Annotated in this window: 10 protein-coding genes; 8 read left to right on the top strand and 2 right to left on the bottom strand. The window is 66.4% G+C overall.

The genetic code is table 11. The features are described from left to right. Positions 1 to 186 precede the first annotated feature (186 nt). From QXH22_RS16335 to nbtC, 4 genes are read left to right on the top strand one after another with little or no spacing between them, the layout of a single operon-like run. Complete coding sequence (locus QXH22_RS16335) at positions 187 to 825, top strand: GNAT family N-acetyltransferase (RefSeq protein WP_306276300.1); 639 nt, start codon at positions 187 to 189, stop codon at positions 823 to 825. Positions 826 to 870: 45 nt separating this feature from the next. After that, a complete protein-coding gene (locus tag QXH22_RS16330; protein ID WP_306276299.1) occupies positions 871 to 1,629 on the top strand; it encodes a thioesterase II family protein in 759 nt (252 codons plus the stop codon). Beyond that, a complete protein-coding gene (locus QXH22_RS16325) occupies positions 1,626 to 2,918 on the top strand; it encodes a polyketide synthase (protein WP_371934242.1) in 1,293 nt (430 codons plus the stop codon). Before QXH22_RS16330 ends, QXH22_RS16325 begins: the two co-directional genes overlap by 4 nt. Before the next feature lie 11 nt (positions 2,919 to 2,929). Continuing rightward, positions 2,930 to 5,953 carry a nocobactin polyketide synthase NbtC gene (gene nbtC / locus QXH22_RS16320; protein ID WP_306276900.1) on the top strand — a complete coding sequence of 1,008 codons (3,024 nt, stop codon included), beginning with the start codon at positions 2,930 to 2,932 and terminating at the stop codon, positions 5,951 to 5,953. Here the strand turns inward: nbtC and QXH22_RS16315 are convergent. Both QXH22_RS16315 and mbtG read right to left on the bottom strand, forming a co-directional pair. After that, complete coding sequence (locus tag QXH22_RS16315) at positions 5,950 to 6,159, bottom strand: MbtH family protein (protein WP_306276298.1); 210 nt, start codon at positions 6,157 to 6,159, stop codon at positions 5,950 to 5,952. The genes nbtC and QXH22_RS16315 overlap by 4 nt on opposite strands. Further along, positions 6,140 to 7,432 carry an NADPH-dependent L-lysine N(6)-monooxygenase MbtG gene (mbtG, locus tag QXH22_RS16310; RefSeq protein WP_306248466.1) on the bottom strand — a complete coding sequence of 431 codons (1,293 nt, stop codon included), beginning with the start codon at positions 7,430 to 7,432 and terminating at the stop codon, positions 6,140 to 6,142. Before mbtG ends, QXH22_RS16315 begins: the two co-directional genes overlap by 20 nt. A gap of 145 nt (positions 7,433 to 7,577) precedes the next feature. Here mbtG and QXH22_RS16305 point away from each other — a divergent pair, with 145 nt between their 5' ends. The 4 genes from QXH22_RS16305 to QXH22_RS16290 all read left to right on the top strand — a co-directional run bounded on the left by QXH22_RS16305 (position 7,578) and on the right by QXH22_RS16290 (position 13,050). After that, positions 7,578 to 9,233 (top strand): (2,3-dihydroxybenzoyl)adenylate synthase, encoded by a 1,656-nt coding sequence (locus QXH22_RS16305; protein ID WP_371934274.1) that lies wholly within the window; start codon positions 7,578 to 7,580, stop codon positions 9,231 to 9,233. Between the two features lie 120 nt (positions 9,234 to 9,353). Continuing rightward, positions 9,354 to 9,791, top strand: coding sequence for a hypothetical protein (locus QXH22_RS16300; protein ID WP_306276296.1), 438 nt, complete (start codon positions 9,354 to 9,356; stop codon positions 9,789 to 9,791). 35 nt (positions 9,792 to 9,826) lie between these two features. After that, positions 9,827 to 10,225 (top strand): MmpS family transport accessory protein, encoded by a 399-nt coding sequence (locus QXH22_RS16295; RefSeq protein ID WP_306248698.1) that lies wholly within the window; start codon positions 9,827 to 9,829, stop codon positions 10,223 to 10,225. Between the two features lie 35 nt (positions 10,226 to 10,260). Then, positions 10,261 to 13,050: an RND family transporter gene (locus QXH22_RS16290; RefSeq protein ID WP_306276899.1), complete on the top strand. Its 2,790-nt coding sequence runs from the start codon at positions 10,261 to 10,263 to the stop codon at positions 13,048 to 13,050. Positions 13,051 to 13,077: the final 27 nt, after the last annotated feature.

The raw sequence follows: 13,077 nt of genomic DNA, 5'->3' as shown, positions 1-13,077 counted from the left end.
CGGTCGGATTCGAGGCGGCTGCCGCGCACGTAAGAGGCGCCATGGCAGCAGGCGACGATGCGCACAGACGTCCTCCTCCGTTCGGGTGTTCCGCCTCGACCCACGTCCAGCAGCTTATGTTAGCCTTCGCTAAGTTGAAGCCTGTATGCGGGCAGTCCCGCGCCAGGTGCCGGTGCAGGAGGGAACGTGCCAGAAGCGGAAGCGCTGAATCTTCTGCACCGTCGCGCGACGCCGGAGCACGACGGCACCCCGGGCATCTTCACGCTGCGTGCGCTGGACCTGGACCGCGACCTCGAAGCGCTGCACTCCTGGATGAACGACCCCGAGGTGGCGCGGTACTGGAAGAAGGCATGGCCGCGCGAGCAGGTGGCGGCTTACCTGTGTGAACAGCAACTCAGCACGCATTCGACCCCGTATGTGGGCGAGCTGAACGGCGTCCCGATGAGCTACTGGGAGCTCTACCGCGCCGACCTCGACCCGGTTGCCCAGTACTACGACGCCCGCGAACACGACGCCGGCGTGCACCTGCTGCTCGGTCCGGCCGAGTGCCGGGGACGGCGCCTGGCGGCGGATCTGTTGCGCGTGGTCTCCGGCTGGCAGCTGGATGCGGACCCGCTCGCCACCCGGGTGATCGGTGAACCGGATGCCACCAATGAGCGCCTGATCCGGGTCGCCGCATTGGCGGGCTTCCGCCACGTCATGGACATCGACCTGCCCCAGAAGCGGGCGGCGCTGCTGATACGTCCGCGCGACGAGCCCCGAGGCGCATCTGGGCGAGCGAATCCTGAGGTCAGCGGCGGTACCCGAGTCCGCGGCGCCCGATAGGTTATGTTAGCCTTCGCTTAGTTTGAAGAGGAGAGGTAGAGCTGCATGCCGCGCACGCTGGGTTGGATCAGGCAGTTTCACCAACCTGATTCGCCCGAGAGCCCGACACTGCTGATCTTCCCGCATGCCGGCGCCGGCGCCTCGGCCTACCGCTCCTTCTCCAAGGCGCTGAGCAGGCATTTCCGCGTCCTGGTCTTCCAATACCCGGGCCGTCAGGACCGCGCCGCCGAACCGCCGCTGACTTCGCTGCCGGAGATCGCGGCCGGCGCCTTCGAAGAATTCGTGACGTCGGAGCACCGCGGCAGCGGTCCCGTGGTGGCCTTCGGGCACAGCATGGGCGGCTGGGTCGCATTCGAGTTCGTTCGGATCGCCGAATCCCGGGGCATCGACGTGCGAGAACTCTATGTCTCCGCTGCCGTCGCACCGGGTAACGCCGTCACCAAGCCACCGCATCCGACCGACGACGAGTCGATCCTCAACCACCTCACGGCGCTGGAAGGCACCAACTCCGCCGTCTTCGGCAACCGCGATCTGATGCGGCTGGCGCTTCCCGTCATCAAGGCCGACTATTGCGCCTGCGATGCGTACACCTGCTCGGACGACGTCACGATCTCGGCGCACATCCACGCGCTCGGCGGTGACCAGGACCCCATCGTCACGCTCGGCGATCTCTACGGGTGGGGCAAGCACACCGGCAGTGCCGAAGTGACGATGTTCGACGGCGGACACTTCTTCATCAACGATCACGTCGAGGCCGTCGCCGAACTGCTGGCCGGCTGCGCACAACCGGAGCAGACGCAGTGACCGATCCGGTCGTGGTGGCCGGGTTGGCTGTCGAGACCCCGGGTGGCATCGACACCCCGGCCGCCCTGTGGCAGGCACTGTGCGACCAGCGGGAGTTGCTCTCCCCGTTTCCGCGTGACCGCGGCTGGCCCGTCGACGATCTGCTGTCGCTGTCTGGAACGGACGGCTGGGGCCGGGTCCCCGACTCCGGTGGATTCCTCTCCGGCGCAGCACAATTCGACCCGCCGTTCTTCGGCATCACCCACCGCGAGGCACTGGTGATGCACCCGCAGCAGCGGGTTGCAATGCGGGTCGCGTGGCGGGCGCTGGAGAACGCCGGCATCAACCCCGGCTCGGTCGAAGGGGAGTTCGGCGGATGCTACGTCGGCATGTCCATGACCGAATACGGCACCCGGACCGCCGTCGCCGACGACTACAGCGGGCACCGCGCCGTGGGCATGGGCCAACTCGGTGGGGCCGGCCGCATTTCGCACGGCCTGGGCCTGACCGGGCCGTCCATGTGCATCGACTCCGCCTGCGGATCCTCGCTGACGGCACTGCAGCTGGCCGTCAACGCGATCGCCATGGACGAGTGTGAATGGGCGCTGGCCGGCGCCGTGTGCGTACTCGGTTCGCCGGCAGCGTTTTTCGAGTTCGCCAAGCTGCACGCGCTGTCCGACGACGGCCATTGCCGCGCCTACTCCGAGGACGCCACCGGTACCGTCTGGGGTGAAGGCGCGGGAATGCTGCTGCTGGAACGGGAATCGCGCGCCCGGCAACTCGGCCACCGCATCTACGGACGCATTCTGGCCGCCCGCACCAACCACAACGGCAAAGGCAAACCGATCCTGGTCCCCCGGGTGCACGCCCAGGAACAGGTGGTGCGCAAGACGCTGGATGCCGCCGGCATCGATCCCGCGGACGTGGGCATGATCGAAGGGCACGGCACCGCAACGCTTGCCGGTGACCCGGTGGAATTGCTCGCGCTGTTCAAGACGTACGGCGCGGCCGGATCCGAGGCGCTGCTGGGCTCGATCAAGTCCAACGCCGGGCACGCCCAAGCGGCAGCGGGAATTCTCGGACTGATCAAAGTCCTGCTCGCCGGACAATATGGCTTCATTCCCCCAACGCTGTTCTCGGACAACCCGTCCAGGAAGGTGGACTGGGACCTGACCGGCATCCGGCTGGCCACCAAGCTGTCCGAATGGCAACCCACAGACGGGGTTCGCTACGGCGCCGTGTCGTCGTTCGGGGCCGGCGGCGCCAACGCGCACGCGATCGTCGCGATGACCGCGGAGAGCGACGCGTGAGCGGCTACCGGCTGCCGAACGGCGCCATCCCCGTGCTGCTGTCCTCGGATACGCCCGACCTCATACCGGTCGACGCCGCCGCCCTGCTCGCCTACCTGGGGGATCACCCCGAAACCACCGCAGACATGATCGCGGACATGCTTTTTCGCACCCGGATCGCCCGCAAGCACCGCGTTCTGGCGACGGTGCGTGACCGCGGCGAATTGGTCGGGGCGCTGCACTCGATCGTCGACGGCAGCGAGCACCGCCTGGTCATGCGTGGCGATACGGCCGCGACGGCCCGCCGCTACGCGTATGTCTTTCCGGGACAAGGCAGCCAACGGCCCGGCATGGGCAGGCGGTGTTACGAGGCCATTCCGGCGTTCCGGGCCGAGGTCGAGCGGTGCGCACAGGCTTTCGCCGACGCGACCGGAACGTCCCCGCTGAGCTACCTGCTCGACGACCAGTTCGCGGGAGACGACGACGCGAGCACGGTCCAACCCGCGTTGTTCACCCAGATGGCGGGGCTGGCGGCGATGTGGCGATCATTCGGCGTCGCGCCCACCATCACCGTCGGGCACAGCCAGGGCGAGATCGCCGCAGCCTATGTATCCGGCCTGATCACCCTGACCGACGCCGTCCAGGTGATCGCGTTGCGGGCACGCGCCGCCGACGAGTTCACCGCCGGTGACTACGCGATGGCGGTGCTGGCCGCCGACCGCGAGACGTGTGAGGACCTGCTGGCCCGCTGCCCCGGCTGGGCGCAGCTCTCGGTGGTCAATTCACCTGGCATGCATGGCATTTCGGGCGACCGAGCGGCCGTGCAGAGCATCGTGGACACCTGCACCGCCCGCGACGTCTTCGCCCGGTTGATCCGCGTTCAGTATCCGGCGCATACCGGTCTGATCAACGACCTCCAGGAACAGTTGCGTGCCGGTACCCGTCGCGAGCTGTCCAGCCTGACATTCACCGACAGCGACATCGCCTGCGTCGGCGCCACGCTCGGCGGTCCGATCGCACCGGACCAGTCCGCCGACCAGTACTGGTTCTGGAACCTGCGCAACACCGTTCGCTTCGACAAGGCGATCGCGGCCGCGCAGTCGTTCGACATCGACGTCTACGTCGAACTCGCCGAACATCCGACATTGCAGCTGGCGATCCAGGAGAACCTGGCGGCCGCTGACGCTGAGCGCACGGTAGTCGGCACGTCGACCCGCACCGACACCGATCTCACCGAGTTCACCCGCAATGTGCTCCGGTGTGCGCTGCATGACCTGAACTACTCCTGGGACGGCCTCGCCATCCAGTCCGACGGCCCTCCCCCGTTGCCGCTGCGCGATTTCCCCAACACGCCCATGAACGAGATCACGCTCTGGATGCCCTACGAACAGGGCCTGTCCCCGGCGGCACGCAGGGCGCCCGTCGCCGCCCCGGTTGCCACCCCGCCGGCACCCGATCGGCGACGACTGCTCGCCGAGCAGTGGGTGCGGCTGTCCCGGCGCCCTCTGGTGCCGCCGCGAACCATCGGCATCATCGACCACACCGGCGCGGCCGCGGACCTCGCCGCCACGCTGACCGTCGCCGCCGGTGACGTAGGGGCCACGGCGCGGGTGCTCAGTGCCGACCAGATACGCACCGCCGCAGGAGATCTCGATACCTGCGTCGTCCTTCTTCCGGCCACGCCGCGACGTGACGCGGCCGGATTGGTGGACGCAGTGGCGGACTTCTTCACCCAACGTGGATGGTGGCCGGGCGCGGTGGAGGGAATCACCGACTACTGGCTGGTGACCGTGGGCGGCGAGACGGTGCTGGCCGGCGATCCGCCACCCGATCCGGCACACGCGGGGGCCAGCGCCGGATTCCGCTGCGTGGGCGCCGCACACCCGGGCACCCGATTCCGCCACCTCGATATCCCGGACGCAGCTCCCGCCGGCCCGGCAGACGCGGTGGCGATCCTCGCCGCGCTGCATACCGCGCAGGAATCCGAACTCGCGTTGCGCGGTGGCGCCCTCTACGCCAAGCGGGTGGTGGGCGTAGACGCGAACCCGACCGGCACCGCCGAACCCGGCCACGTCCTCATCGTCGGCGGCACCGGCAAGCTCGGACTCGAATTCTGCGACCACTTCGCCCGCCGGGGTGCCCGCGCGATCACCCTGCTGAACCGGTCCGGCGAAACCGCCGCTGTGACACAGCGATTGCAGGGCATCCGGGCGGCCACCGGCACCGAGATCCGGGTCGCCGCATGCGACCTCCACGACGCCGCGGCGGTGACGGCGCTCGCAACCTCCGCCACGCCTGCGGATCTGATCATCCATGCCGCGGTGGAGTATTCGGGCATCGAGCTACCGGACATCACCGCCGCGGCGGTCGACCACGCGCTGCAGGCCAAAGTGGTGGGCATCGCCCGGATACTCGACACATTCCCCCGCACGGCGGACTGCCGCGTGGTGCTGTGCTCCTCGATCTCGGCGTCGGTCGGCGGGCGCGGCCTGGCTCTGTACGCGGCAGGCAATCGCATGCTCGACGCCATGGCGCACCAGCTGCGGGCCGAGGGGCTGAATTGCGTTTCGGTGCAGTGGGGTCACTGGGCGGTCCATCTCGAAGAATCCGGATCGTCGATGCTGGCCGGCCTGGGAGTGGTGCCGATGCACCCAGCCGACGCGCTCGCGGTGGACGTGACGGGGTTGCGGGACAACATGATCATCGCCGCGTTCGAGCTGGATCGTGCACGATCGGTGCTGGACGCCTGCGGCCGCGGTTCGCTGCTGTCGAAACTGAATTCGGCCGCGCCCCGCACGGCCGAACCGCCCCCGCGGGACCGGGAGATCACGTCCGGGCTGTCGCACCGATTGGTGAGCCTGTTGGCGCAAGCCATCGGGGCCGACAGCGTCGAGGCGATCGACACCGGTATCCCGATGGTGGCGATTGGCTTGGACTCGTTGCAGGCACTGGAATTCCGGCGGCGCGTCAAGATGGAGCTGAATCACGACCTGGAGGTCGCCGACCTGCTGGGCGGGGCGTCGATCGCGGAAGTCCTGGCCAAGCTGGACGCTTAGCCGACCGCCTCACGCAGGCTTCGCGGGCGCATGTCGGCCCAGTTACGTTCCACGTAGTCGAGGCACTGCGCGCGGGTTGCCTCGCCGAGGACGACCCGCCAGCCCGCGGGAACTCGCACGGCGACCGGCCACAAGCTGTGCTGATCCTCGGCATTGACCACCACCGAGAACAGCCCGGCGGCGTCGTCAAACGGGCTGGTATGCACCGGCACCACTTCTCCCGATCGGCGAATTGGCGGCGGCGCCACCCGCACCGAGCACCCGGTCGGACAGCAGCCCCAGGCAACTGAGATTCGGGAAGCCTGGACCTTCATTCAGTCCGGACAGATTGGGCAGCAACAACCTCGGGGTGACACCGGCCACGGCCAGGTCCGGACCGATCGACTCCTCGATCCGCTCGCCCGTCAATGGGCCACCCAACTCCAGCTCCAGCAGATCGACGGCGTCCTGACTCAGCAGCGGCAGGAACCAGAGCGCGTCGGCGCCCGAACCGTCGATGACAAGGTCGAAATCATGCACGGTTTCCTGCATTTCACCGCAGTGGTCGGTCTGCAGCGTGATCCAGATGCGCTCGTGGCGGTCGACGACCTTCGCCACCCGGCCGCGAAGATGCTTGATCCGCTCGTCGGCGAGCAGGAATTCCTGCACGCGGGCCGAGAACACCCCACGGTCGGTGCGGGCTATGCAGTCGCGGCGTTCGGCCAGCGTCAAACTGCGCCAGTGGGTGGGATCGGAGAACAGCGAGTTCTCGAAGAATCCCTCGCCGCGGGTGAACAGGGTGGCCTGGGGTGAGATCGCCGTGATCGTCGAAACACGATGATGGAAGAGCTCATTGAGCATCGACGCGGCGGTCTCTCCACCACCGATCACCGCCACGTTCTCGGCGACGATCCGGTTGTGTCGCGACGTCCGCTCCCAGAACTGGGCGATGGACAACATCCGCGGATCGCCCGACAGGATGGACCGCTGCGGCTGACCCGGCCCGGTGATCATCACCGCATCCGCCGCCAGTGTCGCGTCGCGGGTGCGCAAATTCCAGCGCGGTCCCTGCACCGACATCTGAATCAGTTCGCCCCGAACGACTTTCAGGCCGACCATCTCGGCGACCCAGCGCAGATACCGCGCCCAGGTGTCGTGCGTGGGAGCGGGCCGGCCGCGGTCCACCCAACCGACGAACTGATCGATCGCAACCAGGTATGCCTGCCAGCTCCAGCGCATCATCCGCTCGTCGACCTCGGTGTCGCGCCCCGGCACGAGCGACGAGCGGTACGGGAAGCCGACGTCTTTCTCGGGGCTGGTTCCCAGCCGCTGCCGGCCGTCGGTCCAACCACCGCCGGCCACCCAGTTGGCCGCGACGCCGGAGCGCTCCAGGGCGACGATGTCGGGTGTTTCGACGCCCATCTCGCGCAGCACCGCCGCTTTGGCGGCCACGGCGACGGCTTTTGCACCGGCCCCGACGATCGCGAGCGTTTCACCCATCGAGCACCCACCGCGACTCTGAGGCACGGTGACGGCGTCGCCCGCCTGCCAGTGCGCCGGCGAATGATGCGCCGCCCACAACCCCACCTCCCGGCTTAGCTCAGCCTGTCCTAACTTTGTGTACGCTACCCTATATTCGCGGGCCATACACCCCCGCCCCAAGGGAGCTGTCGACTTGTCTTCTGACTCTGGTCCGCATGACGGGTTCGTGCCGTTTCCGCCGGACCGGTCCGCCGCCTACCGCGCCGCCGGCTACTGGTCCGGCCGCAGCCTCGGGGCGCTGCTGAGAGAAGCGGCGGCGCGCTGGCCCGACCGGCCGGCGGTGGTCGATGCCACCGGCAGCCACACCTACGCCGAACTGGACGCACTGGCCGATGAGGCCGCCGCCGGGTTCGCCGCGCTTCGCCTTGGCCCCGGCGACCGCGTGCTGGTGCAGCTACCCAATTCCCGCCGCTTCGCCGTCGCGTTGTTCGGATTGCTTCGTGCCGGCGCCATTCCGGTGATGTGCCTGCCCGGCCACCGGCTGGCGGAGCTGACTCACTTCGCCCGGATCAGTGGGGCGGTCGGAGCGGTCATCACCGACATCACCGCCGGATTCGACTACCGGCAGCTGGCGGAGCAGCTGATCGCCGCATGTCCGGGACTGCGACACGTCGTCGTCGACGGGGACCCTGGTCCATTCCTGCCGTGGTCGGTCCTGTGCGGCCGGCCCGGCCGGAGCGCGCCGGAACCGCTGGTCGACACCGCATCCCCGGCGCTGCTGCTGGTGTCGGGTGGCACCACCGGCCTGCCGAAGCTGATTCCCCGAACGCACGACGACTACGTCTACAACGCCACCGCCAGCGCGCAACTGTGCGAACTGACCAGCGCCGACACCTACCTGGCCGTGCTGCCGGCGGCGCACAACTTCCCGCTGGCCTGCCCCGGCATCCTGGGCGCGATCACCGTCGGAGCGACGGTGGTTTTCGGTGACGATCCCAGCCCGGAGGCCGCTTTCGCCGCCATCGAGCGCCACGGCGTCACGGTCACCGCGCTGGTTCCCGCACTGGCCAAGTTGTGGGCGCAGGCCTGTGATTGGGAGCCGGTGACGCCGAAGACGTTGCGGCTGTTGCAGATCGGCGGGTCGAAGCTGGAACCTGAGGACGCTCGCCAGGTCCGCCAGGCGCTGTGCCCGGGACTGCAGCAGGTGTTCGGCATGGCCGAAGGACTACTGAACTACACCCGGCTGGACGACCCGCCGGAGATCCTCGAACACACCCAGGGCCGGCCGCTCAGCCCCGCCGACGAAGTGCGCATCGTCGATGCGGCCGGCGCAGTGGTGCCGACGGGCGGCGAGGGTGAACTGCTGGTGCGCGGGCCCTACACGATCAACGGCTACTTCCGCGCCGAGCGCGACAACGCACGCAGCTTCGACCCCGAGGGCTTCTACCGCAGCGGAGATCTGGTTCGGCTGCGCCAGGACGGCTACCTGGTGGTCACCGGCCGGATCAAAGACGTCATCTGCCGGTGCGGCGAGACCATCGGCGCGCAGGACATCGAAGAGCAACTGCTGACCCACCCCGATGTCTGGTCGGTGGCGGCGGTCCCGCTGCCCGATCCTGATCTTGGCGAAAGAATCTGTGCAGCAGTCGTTTTCAGCAACCGGCCGGCGACATTGGCGGAATTGAACAGCCATCTGGACCGGCGCGGGCTGGCCAGCCACGCCCGCTTGGACCAACTCGTCGCGTTCGCGGCACTACCCACCACCGCAATCGGCAAGATCGACAAGAAGGCCATCGTCGCCCGGCTCACGCCGTCATAGCCCTGCACTGCTCAGACCCCGCCCGCCGTTGAGCGAAGCGGGCCCCGTGGGGTACCTTCTAGAAATCGTCGATAGCAGACGGTAGTGTTCTCTAAGTTTACTGGCGGAGGGGAAGGGAACATGCGCGTGATTCCCGGTCTGTTCGGCTATCTGACTGTTATTTCCCTCGCGCTGATGCTGGTGATGGCCACCATTGCCTCGCTGTACGTCAGACGACTGCGCGTTCGGCAGTCCACTCAGCTGAGCGAAGAGCTAGGCAGCTCGACAGCCGTCATCCGAAAACTGCGGAAACGCGAACCCATGTCGGCCGAGGAGTTGGCATACGCCAGACAGATCGTCGCCGACCGCAGTTCGCCGATGGCCCTGGCCATCCCGGGGATGATCTTTATGCTCGGGTGCTTCTACGTCTTCGGCAGCCTCGAACATCTGCACGGAGCCAGACCCTCCGAGCGGACATTTCTCGGAGTGATCCCGATGCTGACCTCCACCAACCTCGCGCTTCGCATGCTCAGCAGCAGGAGACTGAAAAGACCGCTGCGGACGGCGGTGCCGGCCTGATGGCGACCCGCCGGGCTGTGTTGCAGCGCGCCTGGATGCCGTTGGTCGCCGTCGTCGTGGTCGGTGCCGGCCTGATTGGCATGTGGAAGGTGCACCAGTTCTCCGAGCCCGCCCCCGTCCCCACCGTCAACGGGCCGCAGGCACCCCCGGACTTCAACCCCAAACAGCTCACCTATGAGTTGTTCGGCTCCGTCGGGGACGGGGGGATGCTCGTCTACGCGGACGTCGACGGGCATCCGCATCGGGTCGACATCACGACGTTGCCGTGGTCACACACCGAAACGACCACGCTCACCGTGGTTTCGGGCAGCATCTCGGCGCAGGTTCACGGCGGTCAGCTCGGCTGCCGGATCCGGGTGGATGGTGTGGTCCGCAACGAGCAGTCCGATGACCATCAGGACGCCCATGTCTTCTGCATAGTGAAGTCCGCATGAGCGAGCACCGGCGCAAACGTCCGTTCTTCCCGAGAATGGTTCGCGCCCTTGCTATCCCGATCATCGTCTGCTGGGCGCTGATCGCCGTGACAACGAACACCTTTGTGCCGCAGGTAGAGAAGGTGGCCGAGGAGCTCGCCGGACCGATGGTCCCGCATTACGCCCCGTCGCAGCGGGCGTTGCTGCATATCGGGGAGAAGTTCCACGAATCCAACTCGACCAACTTGACCATGGTCGTGTTCGAAGCCGACCGGCTGCTGGGCGACCAGGACCATCACTACTACGACGATCTGATGCTTCGGCTCAAGCGCGACACCGCACATGTGCAATACGTGATGGATTTGTGGGGCAAGCCGTTCACGGCGGCGGGAGCGCAAAGCGTCGATGGCAAGTGCACCTACGTATTGCTTCGCCTGGCCGGCGACATCGGCCAGATACAAGCCAATGCGTCGGTCAATGCCGTTCGGGACATCATCAAGAAGGACCCGCCGCCACCCGGGCTCAAGGTGTACGTCAGCGGCGCGGCTCCGCTCGCGTCGGACACGCTGAGCATCGCGAACGCAAGCCTGAACAACGTCACCATCGTGACGATCTTCCTGATCCTGGCGATGCTGCTGCTGGTCTACCGCCGCTTCTCCACCCTGCTGGTGCCTCTGGCCGGCGTGTTGATCGAGATGCTGGTCGCTAAGGGTGTGATCTCGACCCTCGGCCACTTCGGCTACATCGAACTCTCGTCGTTCGCCGTGAACATCGTGATCGCGCTGACTCTGGGGGCGGGGACTGACTACGGCATCTTCTTGCTCGGCCGGTATCACGAGGCACGACAGGCCGGCGAAAGCAGGGAAGACGCGTACTACATCGCTTACAAGGGTGTCGCGCCCATCGTCATCGGCTCGGGGCTGACCATCGCGGGCGCTTGCTACTGCCTGACTTTTGCGCGGCTCAACTACTTCCACACGATGGGGCCGGCGGTTGCCATCAGCATGCTGTTCACCATCGCGATGGCGATGACGCTCGGGCCGGCCATTTTGACCGTGGGCAGCCTGTTCGGTCTCTTCGATCCGAAATCGAAGGCAAAGGCCACCCTGTATCGCCGGATCGGGGCGAGCGTGGTGCGTTGGCCGGTGCCGATCCTGGCGGCCAGTTCCGCCATCGTCATGATCGGGGCGGTCTTTGTGCCGACCTACCGGCAGAATTACGACGACCGTCAGTACCAGCCGGCCGATGCACCCGCCAACCTCGGCTTTGCGGCGGCAGACCGGCACTTCCCCAAAAGCAAGCTGTTCTCCGAGATGTTGATGATCGAGACGGATCATGACATGCGAAACTCGGCCGATTTCATCTCGCTGGACCGGGTGGCCCGAAGTCTCATCCGACTGCCGGGAGTCGCGATGGTGCAAAGCATCACCAGGCCCATGGGTCGGCCGCTGGAACATGCCAAGATTCCCTATCTGTTCACCACTCAGGGCAGCGGGAGCGGTCAACAGCTCCCGTTCAGCATGCAGCAGAACGCCAACACCGACGAACAAGCCCAGATCCAAACTCACTCTGTCGCGGTGTTGCGCAAGGAGATTGACTTCTTCCAGCAGATGTCGGACCAGCTGCATCAGACAGCGCTCACCGTGGCGGATCTGCAACAGATCACCGACCAGATGAATTCGCAGATCTCCAATCTCGACGATTTCTTCCGGCCGATCAAGAGTTACTTCTATTGGGAACGCCACTGTTTCGACATCCCCGTCTGCTGGGCGTTCAGATCGGTGTTCGACGCGCTCGACAACATCGACAAGCTGGCCGAAGACATCAACGCCGCCAAAGCCTCCATCGAGGCGATCGACAGGATCGTGCCGCAGATCATCACTCAGCTCAAACTGACCGCCGATGACACCGAGGCGTTGGCCGCGCTCCTGGTCAAGTCCTACGGATCCGCAGACCTGCAGGCGATGCAGACGGATCAGACGTTCAACGACTCGGTCAACGTGGGCCTGGATTTCGACGCCGCCCGCAGTGACGACTTTTTCTATATTCCCCGGGAAGGTTTCGACAACGAAGACGTCAAGACCGGCATAAAGCTGCTGATGTCACCGGACGGCAAGGCCGCGCGGTTCATCGTCACCCACGAGGGGAATGCCATGGGCCCCGAAGGGGTGGAACACGTCGACCAGTTCCCCGGCGCCATCACCACCATCCTCAAAGAGACCTCGCTGGCCGGCGCGCGGGTTTATATCGGCGGTTCGGGATCCAACGACAAGGACATCAAGGCCTACGCCGCCAACGACCTACTCATCGCGGCGATCGCCGCTTTCGTGCTGATCTTCTTGATCATGATGGTGATTACGCGAAGTTTGTTCGCCGCCATGGTTATTCCCGCCACGGTGGCATTCTCCTACGCCGGCGCGTTCGGGCTTTCCGTGCTCTTCTGGCAGCATCTCATCGGCCTGCACCTGCATTGGCTGATTTTGCCGCTGACGTTCATCATCCTGGTGGCGGTCGGTTCTGACTACAACCTGCTGTTGATCGCGCGGGTCAAGGACGAAGTGCACGCCGGGATAAACACCGGTCTCATCCGTGCGCTCGGCAGCACCGGTGGTGTCGTCACGTCCGCGGGGCTGGTGTTCGCATTCACCATGCTGGCGATGCTGAGCAGCGACCTGCGCACCATCGGTCAGATGGGCTCCACGGTGTGCATCGGCCTGCTGCTCGACACGCTGATCGTGCGTTCGTTCGTCGTGCCCTGCCTCATCAGGATTCTCGGGCCGTGGTTCTGGTGGCCGACACTGGTGCGTTCCCGCCCGTTGCGGCCCGGGCGGCAGAGCGTCAGCTGAGTTTTGGGATTCTCGCTAACGATTCAG

The sequence above is a fragment of the Mycobacterium sp. TY814 genome (assembly GCF_030755175.1).
GTDB lineage: Bacteria > Actinomycetota > Actinomycetes > Mycobacteriales > Mycobacteriaceae > Mycobacterium.
This window is presented reverse-complemented; position numbering and strand designations above follow the sequence as displayed.

Coding starts and splice junctions, on each gene's coding strand:
- QXH22_RS16330 (WP_306276299.1), top strand. CDS start 871: ATGCCGCGCACGCTGGGTTGGATCAGGCAGTTTCACCAACCTGATTCG.
- mbtG (WP_306248466.1), bottom strand. CDS start 7,432: ATGGGTGAAACGCTCGCGATCGTCGGGGCCGGTGCAAAAGCCGTCGCC.
- QXH22_RS16300 (WP_306276296.1), top strand. CDS start 9,354: ATGCGCGTGATTCCCGGTCTGTTCGGCTATCTGACTGTTATTTCCCTC.
- QXH22_RS16295 (WP_306248698.1), top strand. CDS start 9,827: ATGCCGTTGGTCGCCGTCGTCGTGGTCGGTGCCGGCCTGATTGGCATG.
- QXH22_RS16290 (WP_306276899.1), top strand. CDS start 10,261: ATGGTTCGCGCCCTTGCTATCCCGATCATCGTCTGCTGGGCGCTGATC.